21 protein-coding genes are annotated in these 20,615 nt (G+C 41.4%); 14 read left to right on the forward strand and 7 right to left on the reverse strand.

Annotation, left to right across the window (positions count from 1 at the left end; genetic code table 11):
- Positions 1 to 209: 209 nt before the first annotated feature.
- The gene (gene rmuC / locus KSO91_RS05515) at positions 210 to 1,571 is read left to right on the forward strand and encodes a DNA recombination protein RmuC (RefSeq protein ID WP_238741952.1); all 1,362 of its coding nucleotides are present in this window, start codon (positions 210 to 212) and stop codon (positions 1,569 to 1,571) included.
- Here the strand turns inward: rmuC and KSO91_RS05520 are convergent.
- From KSO91_RS05520 to def, 5 genes are all read right to left on the reverse strand, one after another.
- Entirely contained in the window at positions 1,546 to 2,991 is a 1,446-nt protein-coding gene (locus tag KSO91_RS05520; RefSeq protein WP_238741953.1) for a TrkH family potassium uptake protein, read from the reverse strand. The two genes, rmuC and KSO91_RS05520, sit on opposite strands and share 26 nt — an antisense overlap.
- Before the next feature lie 15 nt (positions 2,992 to 3,006).
- Complete coding sequence (gene trkA, locus KSO91_RS05525) at positions 3,007 to 4,383, reverse strand: Trk system potassium transporter TrkA (RefSeq protein WP_238741954.1); 1,377 nt, start codon at positions 4,381 to 4,383, stop codon at positions 3,007 to 3,009.
- Between the two features lie 117 nt (positions 4,384 to 4,500).
- Entirely contained in the window at positions 4,501 to 5,805 is a 1,305-nt protein-coding gene (rsmB, locus tag KSO91_RS05530; protein WP_238741955.1) for a 16S rRNA (cytosine(967)-C(5))-methyltransferase RsmB, read from the reverse strand.
- A complete protein-coding gene (gene fmt / locus KSO91_RS05535) occupies positions 5,802 to 6,767 on the reverse strand; it encodes a methionyl-tRNA formyltransferase (RefSeq protein WP_238741956.1) in 966 nt (321 codons plus the stop codon). Before fmt ends, rsmB begins: the two co-directional genes overlap by 4 nt.
- A gap of 44 nt (positions 6,768 to 6,811) precedes the next feature.
- Entirely contained in the window at positions 6,812 to 7,324 is a 513-nt protein-coding gene (gene def / locus KSO91_RS05540; RefSeq protein WP_238741957.1) for a peptide deformylase, read from the reverse strand.
- A 97-nt stretch (positions 7,325 to 7,421) separates the two neighbouring features.
- Here def and KSO91_RS05545 point away from each other — a divergent pair, with 97 nt between their 5' ends.
- The 13 genes from KSO91_RS05545 (at position 7,422) to coaA (ending at position 18,092) form a co-directional block, all read left to right on the forward strand.
- On the forward strand, positions 7,422 to 8,504 hold the full coding sequence (locus tag KSO91_RS05545) for a LysM peptidoglycan-binding domain-containing protein (RefSeq protein WP_238741958.1): 1,083 nt from the start codon (positions 7,422 to 7,424) through the stop codon (positions 8,502 to 8,504).
- Positions 8,505 to 8,629: 125 nt separating this feature from the next.
- Entirely contained in the window at positions 8,630 to 9,694 is a 1,065-nt protein-coding gene (gene dprA, locus KSO91_RS05550; protein WP_275113915.1) for a DNA-processing protein DprA, read from the forward strand.
- Positions 9,695 to 9,733: 39 nt separating this feature from the next.
- Entirely contained in the window at positions 9,734 to 10,207 is a 474-nt protein-coding gene (locus KSO91_RS05555) for a Smg family protein (protein ID WP_238741959.1), read from the forward strand.
- Entirely contained in the window at positions 10,191 to 10,769 is a 579-nt protein-coding gene (locus tag KSO91_RS05560; protein ID WP_420830936.1) for a DNA topoisomerase family protein, read from the forward strand. The genes KSO91_RS05555 and KSO91_RS05560 overlap by 17 nt, the downstream gene beginning before the upstream one ends.
- A 46-nt stretch (positions 10,770 to 10,815) precedes the next feature.
- Positions 10,816 to 11,325 (forward strand): 5-(carboxyamino)imidazole ribonucleotide mutase, encoded by a 510-nt coding sequence (gene purE / locus KSO91_RS05565; protein ID WP_238741960.1) that lies wholly within the window; start codon positions 10,816 to 10,818, stop codon positions 11,323 to 11,325.
- 14 nt (positions 11,326 to 11,339) lie between these two features.
- Positions 11,340 to 11,903, forward strand: a complete 564-nt coding sequence (tsaC, locus tag KSO91_RS05570; RefSeq protein ID WP_238741961.1) for an L-threonylcarbamoyladenylate synthase type 1 TsaC — start codon at positions 11,340 to 11,342, stop codon at positions 11,901 to 11,903.
- Positions 11,904 to 11,993: 90 nt separating this feature from the next.
- The gene (gene aroE / locus KSO91_RS05575) at positions 11,994 to 12,812 is read left to right on the forward strand and encodes a shikimate dehydrogenase (RefSeq protein WP_238741962.1); all 819 of its coding nucleotides are present in this window, start codon (positions 11,994 to 11,996) and stop codon (positions 12,810 to 12,812) included.
- A gap of 52 nt (positions 12,813 to 12,864) precedes the next feature.
- Entirely contained in the window at positions 12,865 to 13,128 is a 264-nt protein-coding gene (locus KSO91_RS05580; RefSeq protein WP_238741963.1) for a DUF1040 family protein, read from the forward strand.
- 109 nt (positions 13,129 to 13,237) lie between these two features.
- Complete coding sequence (gene ccoG, locus KSO91_RS05585) at positions 13,238 to 14,641, forward strand: cytochrome c oxidase accessory protein CcoG (RefSeq protein ID WP_238741964.1); 1,404 nt, start codon at positions 13,238 to 13,240, stop codon at positions 14,639 to 14,641.
- A gap of 68 nt (positions 14,642 to 14,709) precedes the next feature.
- A complete protein-coding gene (locus KSO91_RS05590) occupies positions 14,710 to 15,702 on the forward strand; it encodes a serine/threonine protein kinase (RefSeq protein ID WP_238741965.1) in 993 nt (330 codons plus the stop codon).
- 67 nt (positions 15,703 to 15,769) lie between these two features.
- Complete coding sequence (locus KSO91_RS05595; RefSeq protein WP_238741966.1) at positions 15,770 to 16,378, forward strand: thiol:disulfide interchange protein DsbA/DsbL; 609 nt, start codon at positions 15,770 to 15,772, stop codon at positions 16,376 to 16,378.
- A 108-nt stretch (positions 16,379 to 16,486) separates the two neighbouring features.
- Positions 16,487 to 17,161 (forward strand): uridine kinase family protein, encoded by a 675-nt coding sequence (locus KSO91_RS05600; RefSeq protein WP_238741967.1) that lies wholly within the window; start codon positions 16,487 to 16,489, stop codon positions 17,159 to 17,161.
- Positions 17,130 to 18,092, forward strand: a complete 963-nt coding sequence (coaA, locus tag KSO91_RS05605; RefSeq protein WP_420830937.1) for a type I pantothenate kinase — start codon at positions 17,130 to 17,132, stop codon at positions 18,090 to 18,092. Before KSO91_RS05600 ends, coaA begins: the two co-directional genes overlap by 32 nt.
- An 82-nt stretch (positions 18,093 to 18,174) precedes the next feature.
- Here the strand turns inward: coaA and glpX are convergent, their stop codons facing one another.
- Both glpX and KSO91_RS05615 read right to left on the reverse strand, forming a co-directional pair.
- Complete coding sequence (gene glpX / locus KSO91_RS05610; RefSeq protein ID WP_238741969.1) at positions 18,175 to 19,185, reverse strand: class II fructose-bisphosphatase; 1,011 nt, start codon at positions 19,183 to 19,185, stop codon at positions 18,175 to 18,177.
- Positions 19,186 to 19,334: 149 nt separating this feature from the next.
- The gene (locus KSO91_RS05615) at positions 19,335 to 20,552 is read right to left on the reverse strand and encodes an aspartate aminotransferase family protein (RefSeq protein ID WP_238741970.1); all 1,218 of its coding nucleotides are present in this window, start codon (positions 20,550 to 20,552) and stop codon (positions 19,335 to 19,337) included.
- Between the last annotated feature and the right edge of the window lie 63 nt (positions 20,553 to 20,615).

Consider the following 20,615-nt stretch of genomic DNA (forward strand, 5'->3'; position numbering starts at 1 on the left):
CTACACCGCTACAATCTCACTTTTTCCCCTAGGTAATTAATAAAAATCTCTTTCGATTATAACGTACTAATAATTAGCTATTCACTTATCTAGCCTAACTGTTTAGAGTTAGGCTGCGGACGGCTTTTCTTATTTGTGCGTTTTCAGTCGTTTATTTTGGAATCGTTGTAATAAAACGATTGTGTTTCACTTTAAAAATCAGAGTACTAATGATCTCTCTATCAAATGAAGCCACCTTATACAGTCTGTTAGCAGCCATTGTTCTACTTACCCTGCTCTCCCTTTACCTCTATATCCATTTTCAGCAGATCCGCAGCGCCCTTAATTTAAAACTTGAATTAAGCGAGCAAGCTTTGCATTTTCAGATGGAGCTTAACCTCGATAAAGAAGAGCAACTACAAGAAAAACAGCTACGTATCGATTCGTTACAACTGCAAGTGAATAAACTTACAACAAGAATACGTGAATCAGAGGTGCGCTTGCAGAGCGGCGAACAGCGTTTACGTGATCAGCAATTAAGCGAAGAAAAACTAGGTGATCAGTTTGAATTATTATCACAACGTATTTTTAATGATAAATCAGCGCAGTTTAAGGCTCTCAATCAAGACAGCCTGAATCAGCTCCTTAGCCCATTAAAAGTGCAGCTGGAAGGGTTCAAACAACAGGTCAGCCACTTTTATTTAAGTGAAAGTAAAGAGCGTTACAACCTACAAAATGAAGTCTCTAAACTAGCAAAACTGAATGAATTAATGCAACAAGAGACCAGTAACTTGACCAATGCATTAAAAGGCGATAATAAACAACAAGGCAACTGGGGAGAGGTTATTTTACAGCGGATATTAGAGTCATCAGGACTGCGCGAAGGCCATGAGTACCACACACAAAGCAGCTTTAAAAATGACAATGGTGACCGCTTACAACCTGATGTCATTGTTAATTTGCCAAAAAATAAAAATATTATTATTGATTCAAAAGTGTCATTAGTGGCTTATGAACGTTTTTTTAATGCAGATTCAACACAAACGCAACAGGAAGCCTTGCAGGCCCATATTCTTTCGGTTCGTCAGCATATTAAAGGGTTAGGCAAAAAAGATTATCAAAAGTTAATCGGTACCAATAGCCTCGATTACATACTCTTATTTGTGGCCGTTGAGCCCGCCTTTATTGCCGCGATTGAGCACGATAGAGGGCTTGTGAAGCTGGCACTTGATAACAACATATTACTTGCCAGCCCGACTAACTTGATGATTGCATTGCGCACCATTGAAAATCTGTGGCGCTTTGAACAGCAAGAAAAAAATGGTCGTTTAATTGCCAAGCAGGCCGGGAAATTATATGACAAACTACGTCTTTTTACTCAAAACCTGCTCGATCTGGGCGCTCAGCTAGGGAAGGCACAAAGCAGTTATGATCATGCACTCAAACAGTTAAGCCAAGGACAAGGGAATATCATTTCCCAAGCCGAGAACTTAAAAGAGATGGGCGCGCCGATCAAAAAGTCATTACCTGATACATTAGTGGCACAGGCAAACCTACTTTATGAACCTAGCGACGCCAAAAATGACGGGTAAATAACACCACCACGGTGAGTATTTCTAAGCGCCCCATCAACATACAAACAGATAATATCCATTTTGAAATATCAGGGAAATCAGCAAAGTTACCCGATGGGCCAATTGATGGAGCAAGCCCAGGACCGACGTTAGACACCGCAGTGATAGCGGCAGTCAAAGCAACCATAGAGGTCGCCCCGAACAGCGTCAATAACAGCGTGGCGACAATAATAGTGGCAAGATAAGCCAGAACAAAAGCGATTAGGGAGCGTAAAATTTCATCACTCACGGTGCGGTTATTGTATTTTTGTGGGAAGATTCCATGTGGGTGCATCAGCAACATCAGTTGACGCTTTAATAAACTCATCGCAATTTGGAAACGGAATATTTTCATCCCCCCCGCAGTTGAACCCGAGCAAGCCCCAAAAAATAGTAAACCAAAGAAAACCATGACACTGAAATCTCCCCAAGTGATAAAATCATCTAGGCCAAATCCAGTGGTTGTCAACACAGAAACAACATTGAATAGGCTTAATCTGATTGCATCAGAAAAGGAAAACTGACCCGTTAAAGTCAGATAAGCTGTTAAACTTGCAGTGCATACAACAATCACCTTAATAAAACCGATAACCTGCGCATCATTAATAAGATACAAAAAGTTACGGTGATTAAAGGCTCGAATAAAGAGTAAAAAAGGTAAGCCCCCGAGAAACATAAAGATAATGGCATTCCAATGCGCACCGACAGAAAAATGGCCCATTGAGCCATCCGATGTTGAATAACCACCTGTTGAGATAGTCGTCATAGCATGATTTAACGCATCAAAACCACTCATTCCAGAAGCACGATAACCGATAAAACAACATAACGTTAAAATAAGATAAACAAGTAAGATATCAATCGCTACATTACGTGTTTTTGATTCCGCTTTATCCGACCAATCAGAAGACTCTGTTTGGAATAGACGCATACCACCGACGTTTAAAAAAGGTAAAATAGCTACCCCCATGACAATAAAGCCGACACCACCTAACCATTGCAGAATAGATCGCCATAATAAAATACTTGGGTGCATAGTATCTAAATTATGTAATACCGTACTACCCGTCGTGGTAATGCCTGACATTGTTTCAAAAAAAGCATCGCTATAACTGATATGTTGAATGAGTACAAAGGGTAAAGCGGCAAATAGACTGGCTAAGACCCAAACCCCAGTGGTTAATAAAAACATTTCGCGCACACCTAAGCGCGAACGGTTTTCCTCCCCGCCTAAAAAAATAAAAATGAAGGAAGCCAAATGAGTAATAATAATTGCCGATAAAAATTCAACCCCCCCTAACCCGCCATTGTAAAACGCCAGGGCCATTGGGAAATACATAAAGACTGCCATTTTTGACAGTACCAAACCGGTAATAAAAATGAGTGGACGGTAGACCATAAAAGTGACCCTGCGCTATAAAAAGAAGGGGCTAGGTTGGAATAATTTTTCGATATCACTAATAAACTTTTTATTTACTAGGAACAAAATAACGTGATCGTCTGTTTCGACTACAGTGTTATCGTGTGCGATTAATACTTCCTCATTACGCACAATAGCGCCAATACTTGTTCCTTTAGGTAATTTGAGCTGCCCCAGCTCTTTACCCACTACTTTAGAGGTCATACTATCACCTCGCGCAACGATCTCTATCGCTTCGGCAACACCTTCGCGCAATGAATAAACATTTTTCAAATCGGCTTTACGCACATGCGTCAATAGTGCAGAAAGCGTCGCTTGTTGTGGAGAGATGGCGATGTCTAAAACGCCCCCATGCACCAGATCAACATAGGCATTACGCTGAATTAGCACCATCGCCTTACGTGCTCCCATCCGTTTCGCTAACATAGCGGACATAATATTAGCTTCATCGTCATTGGTTACCGCAATAAACAGATCAATTTGCTCAATATGCTCCTCTGCAAGTAACTCTTGATCCGATGAATTACCACAAAAAACGATGGTATTAGAAAGATTTTCAGATAGTTCTTCTGCTCGTTTTAAATTTTTTTCAATCAGTTTAACGGAATTTTCTTTTTCTAGACGTTTCGCTAAGCTTTCGCCAATATACCCCCCACCAACGATCATAATCCGCTTGTAGGGCTGTTCTGGTTTTTGCATCTCACTCATAATCGCACGGATATGCTGGCTCGCTGTAATAAAAAAAACCTCATCATCCGCTTCGATAATAGTGGTGCCTTGTGGCCTTATCGCTTTGCCCCGCCTAAAAATCGCCGCAACCCGTACTTCGATATTGGGCATATGTACCCTCAAAGCAGAAATGGCATTGCCCACCAGCGTTCCGCCGTAATAAGCTTTAATCGCCACCAAGCCGACTTTACCCTCTGCAAAACTGGCGACCTGTAATGCGCCAGGATGTTCGATCAAACGTGCTATATAATCACTAACCAATTTTTCAGGAGCAATAATATGATCAATGGGGAAAGCATCGCTATTAAATAGCTCTTTTTCGTACATGACAATGCTTTGTGAACGTATGCGCGCAATCTTTTTAGGAACGTTAAACAGGGTAAAAGCTATTTGACAGGCAACCATATTAACTTCATCAGAGTTAGTGACCGCGATAAGCATATCCGTATCATCGGCCCCCGCATCTTTTAATACTCTCGGGCTAGAAGCATTGCCCTGTACCACTCGGAGATCAAAACGGTCTTGCAACGCTTGTAAACGCTCATTGGAAGAATCGACAACAGTAATATCGTTATTTTCACCAACAAGATTTTCAGCCAAGGACGCGCCTACTTGCCCAGCACCTAAAATAATAATTTTCATGCGACTCGATTATCCATCTGTTAATTTACGAAAAAATTGAACGCAGTTTGTGATACTGGCGTAAAAGAAAAGCCTGTCAAAACCTGAGTCAGTTCAGGTTTAGTTGTTTACCATTTTCTACAATGCTTTTTGTAACTTAGCATAATAAAAGCCATCCATCCCATCTTCATTAGGTAGTAACTGGCGCCCATGAGCTTGGCTATTATATTGACTAGAAAGCGCTATTAATGAGGCATCACTTCTATTTTGTAAAAAGCTTTTTATCTGCAGCTCATTTTCATCAGGCAAAACAGAGCAGGTGGCATAAAGCAAAATGCCACCAGGTTTCAATTTATCCCATAACGCATTCAATATACGTTTTTGTAACGCAACTAGCTCTGCAATATCACTGTCTCGGCGCAACCAGCGAATATCAGGATGACGGCGAATCACACCAGTCGCACTACAAGGAGCATCGCAAAGAATTCGATCAAATAGCTCACCACTCCACCAGCTATCAGGTTGAGATGCATCGCCATGAATAACCGTTGCCGATAACTGCAGACGATTTAAGTTCTCCTGCACGCGAACTAAACGCTTCTGATCCGCATCAACTGCAACCATCTCTTTTATTGCGGGCTGTAACTCTAAAGCGTGTACGGTTTTCCCCCCTGGGGCGGCGCAAGCATCTAAAATCAATTCGCCTGCTTGGGTATCTAAATAATGAGCCGCTAACTGCGCCGCACCATCTTGTACGGAAACCCAACCTTGCTCAAACCCGGGCAGCTTATACACATCAGTGGCTTTTTCTAAGCGCAAGGCATTGCTATTTTCGGCATCTTGCGCAACAAAGCTAGGCAGCTCAGTAGCACTTAATAATGCTTGATACTGATCGCGATTATGATGAAGTGCATTTACACGCAGCCACATCGGCGCTTGTTGATTATTTTCATTCATAATTTGGGCAGCAAGGTCAGTACCATAAGCGGCTTGTAGGCGCTTAACTAACCAGCTAGGGTGGCAATAAACCAGTGCATCTTGTTTATCTGCTTGCGCGATTAAACTTTCTTGCTCACGTAAAAAGCTACGCAGTACACCATTAACCATTCCTTTCAGGGCTGGCTTTTTCAGTGCTTTAGTACCATTAACCGTTTCACCGACAGCTGCATGACTAGGGATGCGAGTATAAAGAAGCTGGTAAAATCCCACTAAAATAAGGAAGTGCATTACCCGTTGTTTGCCTGTTAACGGTTTTTTCATCAATGAACGGCAGAAAAAATCTAAGCGCGGTAATGTACGCAGCACCCCGTAACAAAACAGCTGTAGTAACGCTTTATCTTTAGGAGAGAGATCTTGCTGAGCTGGCGGCAATGCCTGTGATAACGATTGCCCCTGTTCGACGACTTGATTTAATACTTTAGCGGCTAACGCTCTAACACTCATACTGATGACCCTTGTTGCTGCTGTAAGTTAGTACCCAGCGCAAACAATTCACGGCGAGAGTTTAAAATATCTTGTACAGGCAGTGCTTTTTTACCCGCAAGCTGGATCACCTCAAGGTTTAATACTCCTTGCCCAGTGACAACTTGAATGCCCTTTTTATCGGCACTAATAATCGTACCGATATCTTTTTCACTGATGATAGGAAGTAAGCTTGCTTGATGCACTTTTACCGCCTCTCCTGATAACAGAAAATAGCTTATTGGCCAAGGGTTAAAGGCGCGAATACAGCGCTCGATAAAAGCCCCCTCGCAGGACCAGTCGATCAAAGCCTCTGTTTTACTAAGCTTTTTAGCGTAATTAGCTGATTTTTCATCTTGAACCTCAGTGTTTAGTTTACCTTCAAGCAATTTTTTAATTGTATCGACTAAGGCCAATGGAGCCTGTTGTGCGAGTTTTTCATAAAGTGATTCACTAGTCTCATCACTATTGATCGAACACCGCACCTTACTGAGCATATCTCCCGTATCTAACCCTTCATTCATTTGCATGATGGTGACCCCCGTTTCACTGTCACCAGCCCAAATAGCACGCTGAATTGGCGCAGCGCCACGCCAGCGAGGTAATAAAGAGCCATGTACATTTAAACACCCTAAACGCGGCGCCTCTAATACGACTTTGGGGAGAATCAAACCGTAGGCAACCACAATCAGCAGATCGGCATTTAACGCGACAAGTTGATCGACATCAGTCGCTTCTTTAAAATTTTGAGGTTGATAAACCGGGATATTATGCGCAATAGCCACCTCTTTAACGGCACTTGCTGTTAATCTTCTTCCCCGTCCTGCCGGCCTGTCTGGCTGCGTATAAACAGCAACCACATTAAATTCAGATTCCAGCAAAACAGTAAGATGTTGAGCTGCAAAATCTGGCGTGCCAGCAAAAACAATATTTAATTTTTCCACAAGTAGCCTTAGAGATAGGTGAAGATTTTAAAGCCGAACAAATATTATACAAACTTGTCGTTTTGATGTTGCAGTTTTTCAAGTTTGGTTTTGATTCTTTTTTGCTTAAACGGCGACAGATAATCAATAAATAATTTGCCTTTAAGATGATCCAGTTCATGTTGAATACAGACGGCCAGTAAACCATCGGCTTCTATTACCCGAGTGTTACCATCAAGGCCTAAGTACTCTAATGTCACAAATTCTGAGCGTTTAACATTAGCGTTGATCTCAGGAACAGAAAGACATCCCTCTTCCGACACTTCTTCGCCTGATTTATCTATAATCAAAGGATTAATAAGCACCATTGGTTGATCTCGACTTTCAGAGACATCAATAACAGCGATTCGCTGATGAATATTAACTTGTGTTGCAGCAAGACCAACGCCATTTTCTTGATACATAGTTTCAAGCATATTTGCAGCTATATCTCTAATCTCAGGTGTGATCTGAGCGACAGCTTTGGCAACTGTTCTGAGTCGTTGGTCTGGAAAATGTAATACTTCTAGTAAAGCCATGATATTATCTTGTTCTATAGTTAACGTTAAAGAATATTAATTCTAGTCATTTCCTTACACAAAAAACAGTTTTATTACTCACAAGACAGGGATTGTTATGAAATTCAAACTAATTAGCGCTTTCTTATTAGGTGTTGCCCTCTCGATCGGTGCTTTTGCCGATCAGATCACCCTAAAAGAAAATCATCCTGAAACGTATACTGTCGTAAAAGGTGATACGTTATGGGATATTTCAGCTCATTTTTTAAATACGCCTTGGTTATGGCCTCGTTTATGGCAAGCAAATAGCCAAGTTGCAAACCCTCATCTTATCTACCCTGGCGATGTTTTAACCCTTATCTGGGTTGATGGTGAGCCTAAATTAGCACGTAAGCAGTTGAAGAAATTATCTCCAACGCCACGCTTAGTCGAAAAAAGTGAAGCAATACCCGCCATTTCGCTTGCGGCAATCTCCGCTTTTTTATCCAAAGACCATATTATTGATCCCGCATTGCTAGCTGACGCTCCGCGTTTATTAGGTGATGCCATCGCGACTCCGCGCTTCTTTGAGGGGGATGTTTTTTATGGGCAGGGGAAATATGACAAAAATAAATTATACGGCGTTTACCGTTTAGGAGAACGCTATAGAGATCCTGTAACCGCTGAGTTTCTAGGCACCGAGCTTACTTTTATTGGCAATTCACAAGTCTCTAAAAACCCCAATGTCACTGCGACAAGTAAAATCACTCCACATGACTTTTTAAAAAGCGCAAGAGAAGCCCGTCAGGGAGATCTAATTTTACCTATTCCTGAATATGAAAGCATGCCAGCATTTTTCCTACCTCAGCCAGTTCCAGCCTCCACCCAAGGACAAATTCTCGCCGCATTGAATAACGCAAGAGCTATTGGTAAGTGGGATGTGGTTGTTATCAATAAAGGGAAACGAGAAAAAATTCAAATTGGCTCTATGTTTTCCATATTACAATCCGGCCCCGGGGTGTTAGTAAACAAAAATAATATTGTCTATCACGATGATGCCGATAAGTTTGCACAACTTAGTGATTCTGATTTAGTGATTCCCGCTGAACGTGTCGGTGAACTGATGGTCTTCAAAGTCTACGAAAAAGTGAGTATCGCTCTGGTGATGCGCAGTACTAACGTTATGGGCGCTCACTATAAAATACAAGGTTTAGAGTTCTAATATAAGTAACCACTTGCTGCTCGCGGCAAGTGGTTAAAACCGTTATCTTATAAAGGATAATTAAAATCGATCTGTTTACACAAGAAAATAACATCTTACATAATGAACAGCATCTTAACTATTGGCTGCAATTAGATAGCATTCCAGTACTATCCAAAAGCACCATTTTCAAATTACTTTCTCGTCATTCCATAGCGCAAATTTTTCATCTTTCCAGACAACAATTACAACTTTACAATTTAAAAGAACAACAAATTAGCGCACTACGCAACCCCGATCCGCAACAAATAGAAACTAGTTTAGAGTGGTTAAAAATAGGCTCCGACAAACAGATAATCTGCTTTGACAGCCCCCTCTATCCCAAACAACTTAAAGAAATAAGTAGTCCTCCTTTATTGCTTTATTTGCAAGGCGATAGCGCGCTCTTATCGCAACCACAAATTGCATTAGTGGGAAGCCGCCAATGCACGCCTTACGGGCAAGAAAAAGCCTATCAGTTTGCCGGATCATTAAGTGCAGCCGGTTTTACTATCACCAGTGGATTGGCTATCGGTATCGATGGTTTAGCACATCAGGGCGCGCTCGACAAACAGGGTAAAACAGTCGCTGTTTTGGGAACTGGATTGGATAACATTTACCCCAAACGCCATAGCAAACTTGCGCAACAAATTATTGAAAATGGTTTGCTGGTTTCAGAATTCCGCCCCGCCACCCCCGCTTTACCCAGTAACTTCCCGCGCCGTAATCGCATTATTTCAGGGTTAAGTTTAGGCGTACTGGTGATTGAAGCGTCAAAGCGCAGCGGCTCACTGATCACTGCTCGTTATGCGATGGAACAAAATAGAGACGTTTTTGCCCTGCCGGGTTCAATTGATAATCCCGAAGCCTGCGGATGCCACCAGTTGATTCAGCAAGGGGCCAAACTAATCGTTAATGCACAAGACATTTGTAACGAATATAACCATATCCCCCTTATTAAGCCGCTTATAACTAAACCAAAAAACAATCAGAAAACAGCACATCCTCTACTGGCACACATTGACTTTCACCTCACCACACTTGAGCAGCTACTTAGCCGTAGCGGTTTAGATCTGCTTAGCTTACAAAATCAGTTAATAGAACTGGAGATAACTGGTACTATTACGGTAACAGCACAAGGTTACATTAAACTAGCAAACTCAACAGGCTGATAAGTAACCACCTATCTCGTTGAAAGTGAAAGGCTAAATATGTTTGAAGTTATCATATATCTGTTTGAAAGTTACATGCAAATTGAACAAACCATGGAGCTCGACGCACAGGAGATCACCGATGAATTATTGGAGGAGGGGTTTCAAAAAAACGAGATTTCCGGCGCTCTCGCTTGGCTTGATAATCTCGCTAGCCTGCATCAGCAAAATTTACAAAGTAAAACACAATTAGCAAAACCAAGCTCGCTGCGTATCTATAGTAGCAGCGAACAATATCGATTATCAATTGAATGTCAGGGTTATATTTTCTACTTAGAGGAAGCCGACATATTAAATACGCATACTCGCGAGATAGTCATTGATTGTGCGATGTCTTTGGATATCAACACATTGCAACTTTATGATCTTAAATGGCTAATATTAATGGTGCTGTTTAACGATCCGAGTAGTAGCGATGCGTTCCTACAGCTTGAGTCGATGCTAATGGATTACGAAGATGGGCTTATCCATTGATATGAGCAAAAGTATGCAAGCTTTAAATACTGACCACCACCAACATGAGCTCTGTCCTGAATGTGCCGCTGTACTGCATATTCGCAATGGTAAACAAGGACCATTTTGGGGCTGTACAAACTATCCAGAATGTAACTATTTACGTCCTTTACACGAAAAAAGTGAGATAAAAAAAGTACTTGCTGGCAGCAGCTGCCCTTTATGCGAAAAAGAGTTAGTTTTAAAACAGAGCCGTTACGGTTTATTTATCGGTTGCAGTGGATACCCTGATTGCTTGCATACGCAACAACTTTCACAACAAAAAGAAAAAACACCAGAGCAATCTGGTATCTCCTGCCCGTTATGTAAAAAAGGACAATTAATTAAACGCCAGTCACGCTACGGGAAGACTTTCTATGCCTGCGATAATTACCCCAGCTGTAAATATGCAGTCAATGACAAACCTGTTAATGAATTCTGCCCAGATTGCCACTGGCCAATCATGGTTGAGCGGAAAACGGCCAGTGCATTCCGCATAATATGTCCTAAAAAAGGGTGTGGTTACCGCAGTAAGCCTATATAATTATCCGCTCTCGAAAGTAAATAAACTCTGCAAGGAAACTATTATTATGTCTAAACCTTTTGTTGCTATTTTAATGGGATCAGATTCAGATCTTCCCGTCATGCAAAGTACGATTGATGTACTCAAATCTTTTGATATTACTTTTGAAGCAAAAGTAACCTCTGCACACCGCACCCCAGCAGCGACTCATGCTTATGTCACCGATGCTGAAGCGCGCGGCTGCAAAGTGTTCATCTGTGCGGCTGGACTTGCTGCACATTTGGCGGGCGCCGTTGCCGGAATAACGACTCGCCCTATTATTGGCGTGCCAATTGATTGCGGCCCATTACAAGGTCATGATGCGCTACTTTCAACGGTTATGATGCCTGCTGGCGTGCCCGTTGCAACGGTTGCTATCGGCAGTGCTGGTGCAAAAAATGCAGCTTACCTTGCTGCGCAAATACTGGCTGTCGCAGATGACAAATTGGCACAGCGTGTTATTGATAATCGCGCTGAAAATGCCAAAGCGGTATTAGCCAAAGATGCGGCATTGCAAATTAAATTAGCGAAGATGTAGACGACCATTGAAAAATGAATAACATAGATCTCTCGCACGCCCTGAGCGCATTAAATACGCAGGGCGTTATTGCCTACCCTACAGAATCTGTTTTTGGTCTTGGTTGCGATCCAGATTGTGATCGCGCCATTGTAAATCTTCTCAAGTTAAAAAAAAGACCCGTTCATAAAGGGCTAATTTTGATTGCTGCTAATATAAACCAGCTAGACAATTATGTGGATCTTTCTTCTTTAAATGACAACCAATTCGCCACCATACAGAAAACATGGCCAGGCCCTGTCACTTGGGTTGTCCCTGCGAATAAGAATCTTTCTGCATTAATCAGTGGTGATTTTTCGAGTGTTGCAGTGCGGGTCACAGCGCACCCAACTGTTCAGCAGTTATGTTTAGCGTTCGCTAAGCCAATCATCTCCACAAGCGCAAATTTATCAGGCTTCGCTCCCTGCGTAAATAGCCGCCAAGTGGCAGATATGTTCGCCAATCAGCCATTATTAACGACTATTGTTGATGCGCCCGTTTCCGGATCACCTACCCCGTCTCAAATTTATGACGCGCTATCTGGAAAACGTTTACGCTGATTTCTGTCGCTTGTGTATATATTTCCACTGCACCTTAATAAGTGCTAAATTAGCGCAATAAGTACACCCCCCTTTTATTTTGGAGCTTTTATGGATCACTATGCTGTTTTTGGCAATCCCATTAAACACAGTAAGTCACCCTTTATTCATACACTTTTTGCCACGCAAACAGCGCAACAGATGGTTTATAACGCGATAGAAGCCCCCCTTGATGACTTTAAGGGTACCTTAGATGTTTTTTTTGCAGGGCAAGGCAAAGGTTGTAATATTACCGTGCCCTTTAAGGAACAAGCCTTTAAATATGCACAACAACTTACTGAACGCGCCACATTGGCGGGTGCAGTCAATACGCTGAAGTTGACCGATGACGGCCTTATTATTGGTGATAATACCGATGGTGCGGGATTAGTTTTAGATCTTAAAAACAACCATGTCACACTTAAAAATGCTCGTATTTTACTATTGGGCGCAGGAGGCGCGGCCCGAGGAGTCTGCGGTCCGTTACTCGCAGAGATGCCGAAACAGTTAGTGATAGCTAACCGAACACACTCTAAAGCGCAAACACTAGCCGCAACTTTTACACCCGTAGGTGAAATAACAGCCTGCAAATTTGAACAATTATCTGGGCATTTCGATCTTATTATCAATTCAACATCTGCCAGTTTAGACGGTAAAATACCCCCCATCAGTCCTGATCTGATACATCCAGAAACAGCAGTTTACGATATGATGTATAGCGCGCAAGCAACCGCATTTAACAGCTGGGCAAAAGAGCAGGGATCGAGACTCGTGATTGATGGGCTAGGAATGCTGGTCGGTCAAGCGGCAGAAAGTTTTGCAATTTGGCGAGCAATCAAACCCAGCGCAAAACAAGTTTTAAATGAATTACGTCATAATTTAGCATTGTAAAAAAGACATTAACCCACCACTGTTAAGTGGTTTACCTAAAAAGGAATAAGCAATGGACTCACATCGCGTCAATGAACTACTTGAACTACTAAAACCTTATTGGTTAAAAAATAAAGAATTAAGCTTAATGGAACTATTAACCTTACTTTCTAAAGAAAGCGGATTTGAAAAGCCGATCCAACAGCTCGGTGATGAAGTGATTATTTATCATCTCAAAATGGATCAAACAGCAAAAGGAGAGATGATCCCAGGTATCGCTAAAGACTGTGAAGATGACTTTCAATCTGCTCTATTAAAAGCTCGAGGTTTGCTCTAGCTCACAAGCAGAAAATAGCCTTATTGTTAACGATATTACTTTTATTTAACATCTTTAGTTTATGTTAGTATCTCTGATACTTTAGGTTAATTATTGTAGGCAATTGACGATGAATCAACGCATTAATATCAAAGAGCTAAAAACAACACATAAAGACAGTGCGGATCGTTTTAACCCTAGCAAGCGAATATATGTGCGCGCAGCGTATGGTTTATTCCAAAAATTACGGCGTTATACTGGCGCAATTTTGATTTTATTGTTTGTGTCACTGCCCCTTATCCGCTGGCATGGCAAGCAAGCGGTATTGTTTGATGTCGCCAAACAACAGTTTCACCTCTTTAATATGACACTATTTCCGCAAGACTTAACATTACTTGCTTGGATTTTTATTATTGCCGCCTTTGCACTGTTCTTTGTCACCACCTACCTAGGGCGAATATGGTGTGGTTACACTTGTCCACAAACTGTTTGGACATTTATTTTCATCTGGTTTGAAGAGCGTTTTGAAGGATCAGCTAATAAACGCAAACGTTTAGATCAAATGCCTTGGAATTTTAATAAAATATGGCGAAAAACGGCTAAGCATACAGGTTGGTTACTCGTATCCCTATTGACTGCACTGGTTTTTTGCTCTTATTTTGTACCCGTTGAACAGTTATATAGTGATTTTTTCACTCTCAATAGCAGTCCTTTTATCCTGCTGTGTATTTTCATTTTTACCTTTTCCACTTATGCAAATGCAGGCTGGATGCGCTCTATTTTTTGTATCCATATGTGCCCTTATTCACGCTTTCAATCTGCGATGTTTGATAAACACACTTACAGTGTTGCTTATGATGCCAAACGTGGAGAACAGCGCGGACCAAGAAGCCGTAAGGTCGATCCTAAAAAAATTGCGTTAGGAGACTGTGTAGATTGCGATCTTTGTGTACAAGTTTGCCCTACTGGTATAGATATTCGCGATGGCTTACAGTACGAATGTATTAATTGTGGCGCTTGTGTGGATGCTTGTGACCAGACGATGGATAAGATGGGCTATCCACGCGGACTCATCTCATACACCTCAGAGCAAAAGCTGGCAGGTAAAGAAACGAACTTATTGCGTCCTAAAATTATTGGCTATGGACTGGTACTGTTAATTATGATGACCATCTTCGTTGTCAATATAGTCAATTTAAGCACCGCTGAGATGGAAATAGTACGAGATAGAACTGCCTTGTACCGTGAAAATAGCGAAGGATTAATTGAAAATACATATACCTTAAAAATTCTCAACAAAACCATTGAAACACAAACTTACCAGCTATCAATCATGGGCTTGCAAGATGCCCTGCTAATTGGGCCTGAGCAGATAGTGGTAAAATCAGGGGAGGTATTAACCCAACCGATTGCGATTGCTGTCGACCCTTATAATATAAAAGAGAAAAAGCGTATGATCACTATTATATTAACCAAAAAAGAGGGTGATTTTGAGCAGATAAAACAACAGAGCCCTTTCTTCTTAGGTCTCTAATTTAAACAAAGGTGAGTAGTCACTCACAATAACACTACTCGTTAGTGTCTTCTCTTTTAAGGTCAATTATGACAGACGCCAATTTTAGCTATTTATCACTGACGCCCGAAGTTCAACTGGACGCACTCGCGAGTATCGGAATTTATCCCGAAAGTGGGCTAATTGCACTCAACTCTTATGAGAATCGAGTTTCACTCTTTACAGATGAAAATAAGATTCGCTACGTGGTAAAGTTTTATCGCCCGCAGCGCTGGAGTGCAGCACAGCTGCAAGAAGAGCACCAATTTACCTTGGCATTACAACGACAAGGAAGTCATGTTGCGGCCCCTATTGAAATCGATCAACAGACCTTATTCCGCTTTAACGGCTACTATTTTGCATTATTCCACAGTTTATCAGCACGTTCTCTGCAACTTGATAATATTGATCAGCTCTTTGATATTGGCAGTGCCTTGGGTAAAATGCATCGTGTTGGCGCACAGAGCAAATTTAAAGAAAGAGAGCGCCTCGATGTCACCACTATGATATCGGCACCGTTCCAAACATTACAAACAAGCAAACTTATCCCTAAGTTTATTCGAGATCCCTTGTTTGCGACATTAACGCGACTAGAACAGCAAGTACACAAGCAGTTAAGCCAAGATAAGAGTAAAATCATATGCCTACACGGAGATTGTCATGCGAGTAATATTTTAATTAAGGCAGATATCCCCTACTTTGTAGATTTTGATGATTGCAAAATGGGCCCTGCCATACAAGATATATGGATGCTACTAAGCGGTTCGCGAGTAGAAAAACAGCTTCAGTTATCAATCTTGTTAGATGGTTATCAAGAAGAATACGACTTCGATTTAAAAGAGTTGCACTTAATTGAATCATTGCGCAGTATGCGTATGATCAATTATGTGGGCTGGATCAATAAGCGATGGGCAGATCCGGCTTTTCCAATGAACTTTCCATGGTTCACAACTGACCAATACTGGAAAGAGTTGTTACAATCGCTGCAACAGCAAACAAGCGCAATCAAAGAAGCCCCGCTTTCTTTGCAACCGAGTTATTAATTAAGCTCATTATAAAAAACAACAATATATAAACAAAACAACGAATATTTTAATAAGGGAACATACAATGAACAAATTTTTTGCACTGATCGCGGCTTTGATACTACTTCCACTAACCGCGAATGCGATTGAGTACAAAGAAGGCACTCATTATGAAATCGTTAAGCAAACGGCAACAGCAACACCCGAGGTGATGGAGTTTTTCTCTTTCTACTGCCCACACTGTTTGCAATTCGAACCGCTAATGAACACCCTAAAAGATCACTTACCTAAAAATGTGAAGATTAAAAAGAACCACGTAGACTTTTTAGGTCGAGAGATGGGCCCCGAGATTACCAAAGCCTTCGCAGCGTCACAACTACTGCAAGTCGAAGATAAAGTAACGGATATTATCTTTGACCAAATTCAAAAACAACGTAAAGCAATTACCAGTGAAAAAGACATCCTCGCGATATTCAAGACAGCGGGAATTTCTGAGAAAGAAGCTAAAGGTGCTTTAGAGAGCTTCCCCGTCAACGGACTGGCATCGCAAATGAAACGCAATACAGAAACATTTCGTATCAGTGGCGTGCCAACAATCATTGTTAATGGGAAATACAAAGTCAATACAGGCTCCATAAGTAGCACGGCAGAATTTATCGATTTGGTTGATTTTCTAACTCAAAAGAAAGATTAAATCAGCATTAGAATTTAAAAATCGGTTTCAAGGTCACTGATGTGACCCTTTTTGTGCCTCATTCTTTTCATGGCATAATGGCAATATATCAATAAAGGAGCAGTATCGTTGAAAACCGTATTTAATAATGCAGCGCAAATAAAATCTGTTTTACGTGATCTGCACAATCAAAAAGAGTCATCAAAAGCACTGATTATTGCAATTAGTGGCATTGAGGGGTGTGGAAAACGCGCATTGACTGAAAAAGTTGCGGCAGCCTTAATACTTGAAGGTGTTTCCGTTGCCGTTATCCATGGAGATGACTGGGAAGCATCAGAGAGCGTGCGCTTTAATGTGATGAGCAGTCCAGAAGAGTATTACTTAAACGCTTATCGTTTTGATGAAATGTTTGAGCAACTCATTTTACCGCTAAAACTGTTTGGTAGCATTAAAACATCGGTCACTCTTGATGATGTAATGAATCCACGTACCGTTGAGTATGATTTTAATGATATTGATATCATACTTATTGAAGGTGTTTACCTATTACAGGAAGCCTATTTAGATCTGTATGATTACACTTGTTGGGTTGATAGTGATTTTGATGCGGCTTTCGCGCGTTTAGTCAGGTTAAAAAATATCGAACAATCCCAAGATGCACTGATCAGGCTTTTTGAACTATTAATTAAACCTGCTGGCCAATATCATATTTATTCAGATAACCCCCAAGGCCATGCTAAATCGCTTTATATCGAACAAGAAACGAATGAAGATGAAAATAAAACAGTCCCAAAATCAGCATAATATGCATAGCGCCTATATGCATTTTGAGCGAACACAATGGGCAAAACTGCGTGATGATGTCGAGCTTACTCTTTCTGAAGATAATCTAAAACAGCTGCAGGGGATCAACGAATCGCTATCTATTGATGAGGTGATTGATATTTATCTACCACTCTCTCGTTTACTCAGTTTATATGTAAAAGCACAGCAGTATAGACATACTGTGCGTGATAAATTTTTAAATAGTAAAAATGACAATGTGCCTTATATTATTGGTATTGCAGGCAGTGTCGCGGTAGGTAAAAGTACTACCGCGCGTATTTTACAAGCGTTGTTATCTCGTTGGTCTGAGCATCCGAAAGTAGCTCTGGTGACAACAGATGGTTTTTTACGATCCAATCAAGATCTGGTTGCCCGCAACCTGATGCACAAAAAAGGCTTTCCAGAGAGCTTTGATATTAAAGCCTTAGTAGACTTCGTTGCCGCCATAAAATCGGGCGAAGAACATGTTTCAGCGCCAATCTACTCCCATCTGACTTACGATATATTGCCGGATCAATCGATTTCTGTTGAAAAACCCGATATCGTTATTTTAGAAGGCCTGAATGTACTACAAACCGCAACCAACTATCCGGATCACCCGTATCGTGTTTTTGTCTCCGATTTTGTCGATTTTTCTATTTTCGTTGATGCTGATACCCCGCTATTAAAACAATGGTATATCCAGCGCTTTTTAAAGTTTCGAGAAGGGGCATTTACCGACCCCAAGGCTTATTTTCATAGCTATTCGAAGATGGATAAAAAAGAAGCCATGGCCATAGCCGATAAAATTTGGGATGAAATTAACGGCATTAATTTAGAAGAGAATATCCGTCCGACACGAGACAGAGCAAACTTGATCCTAAAAAAGGCGCTTAATCATCAAGTATCAAGTGTCAAGTTACGCAAATAGCAGCCAAAAGTCGATAAAGAGGTTGTGAAAATAACAGACAAAAAAGGCGCTCAAAGAGCGCCTTTTTTGTGGTGATGAATGATTAAAAAATAATTTCTTTTAATTTTGGATCTTTACGATCCAGATAATGAGTAGAACGAATACGACGTACTGTACGTGACTTTCCTCGCACCAATAACGTCTCAGTTGTTGCTAAACGACCATTTACCGAAACACCTTCGAGTAAATCCCCCTTCGTAATACCCGTTGCAGAAAAGATAATATTGTCATTTTTAACGAGATCTTCAAGTTTTAAAACTTTGTTTACCTCAATACCAGCCTCTTTGCAGCGCGCAATCTCTTCTTCGCCAATGCGAATGTTCTCTTCCGTTGGCCCTTTAACCATCGGGCGAGGGATTAATCTAGCCTGCATATTGCCATCTAATGCACGCACAACCGCAGCTGAAATGACGCCCTCTGGTGCTCCACCAATACAGTAAAGAACATCCACTTGGCTATCCGGCATACAAGCAAGTACAGCGATCGCTACATCACCATCGGGAATCGCAAAAACACGTACGCCTAAGCCCTGCATCTCTTTAATGATGCGATCATGACGCGGCTTCGCAAGTGTCGCAACCGTTAATTCCCTTAATGGTTTACCTAACGCCAGCGCAATTGCTTTTAAATTCTGCTCCAAGGAAAGCTCTAAATTAATGGCATCTTTGGCATTTGGACCAACAATTAACTTTTCCATATACATATCAGGTGCGTGTAAAAAACTACCTTTTTCACCAACAGCAAGTACCGCTAATGCATTGGACTGGCCCATTGCGGTCATACGAGTACCTTCGATAGGATCAACTGCGATATCGACAGCGCCCCCTTTACCCGTGCCCACATGCTCACCAATATATAACATTGGTGCATCATCAATTTCACCTTCACCAATCACGATCTCGCCATCAATATCAATCTGATTAAAAATCAAACGCATCGCTTCTACCGCTGCGCCATCGGCAATATTTTTATCACCTCTTCCTAGCCATTTATACCCTGCTAATGCAGCGGCTTCTGTTACTCGAGAAAATTCAATTGCTAGTTCGCGTCTCATTTTGAGCTCCCAATTCGACATACTGTTTCATACCAAGCCCGGTAGAAATAGATATTCGGATGGCTTGGATATAGATTAAAATTCTGTGCTAACTTTACGCCTCGATTATAGAGGCTATAGAGTAACAATTCGTTGTTTTTATATTATTTTTATGACATTAGTGTTATCGCTTGCACAGCCGCTCTAAATTTGACCATTGCTTGCTTTATTTGTTCGTTACTAATATTGAGTGCTGGCGCAAAACGGATAACATTAGCACCCGCGATCAACACCAACAGACCTTGCTCTACACTCGCTAAAAGGAAATCTTTAGCCCGACCTTGATATTGCTCATTTAAGACCGCGCCTAATAGCAGCCCAGCACCACGTATTTCTTTAAAAACAGCGAACTCATCATTAATCTTAGCTAGTAAATCACGGAATAAAACCTCTTTATCTTTGACCCCCCGCAACATCTCAGGCGTATTAATAAGCTCAAAGGCTTTATTGGCAACCGCACAAGCCAGGGGGTTGCCACCAAATGTCGTGCCATGAGTACCCGGTGTTAGGCTGTTGGCAAACTTGCTAAGTGTTAGCATAGCGGCAATAGGGAACCCGGCACCGAGAGACTTCGCAGAGGTCAACACATCAGGCGTCACCCCTAATCCCATATAGGCAAATAAGTCACCAGTACGCCCCATTCCGGTTTGTACTTCATCAAATATCATTAACGCATTATATTTATCACATAAAGCCCGCACTCCTTGTGCGAATACTTTATCGATGGGTAATATACCGCCCTCGCCCTGCAATGGCTCTAAAATAACCGCACACGTTCTCTCTGATATCGCGTTTGTTAACGCCTCTAAATCATTATATTCAAGGTGAGTAATGTCGCCAGGTTTGGGTCCGAAGCCATCAGAGTAAGTCGCTTGTCCACCTGCCGTAACTGTAAAAAAAGTACGCCCGTGGAAGCCTTTGTAAAAGGCTATAATTTCGCTTTTATCTTTACACGCATTATCAAAAGCAAAACGACGTGCAAGTTTTAATGCTGCTTCATTTGCCTCTGCGCCTGAATTAGCAAAAAACACCTTTTCCGCGAAGGTATAGTCGACTAATTTTTGCGCTAACATTAAGGCCGGTTCGTTAGTATAAATATTACTAACATGCCATAATTTTTTTGCTTGCTCCGTTAATGCTGCAACTAATTCAGGGTGTGCATGGCCGAGTGCATTAACCGCTATCCCACCGGTTAAGTCTAAATATTCATTATCTTCCTGATCCCAAACAAGTGATCCTTGACCGCGCACAGGGATCATATTTAACGGCGCATAATTAGGCACCATAACTTGATCAAAAAGTGCACGAGTGATTTGTGTGTTTGACATAAGAAAATCCTTTAACCCTATTAAATAAAAGCAGATAGACTAGAAACTAAAGTGACTAATATA

It is taken from the genome of Psychromonas antarctica, from assembly GCF_022267535.1.
Classification (GTDB): domain Bacteria; phylum Pseudomonadota; class Gammaproteobacteria; order Enterobacterales; family Psychromonadaceae; genus Psychromonas; species Psychromonas antarctica.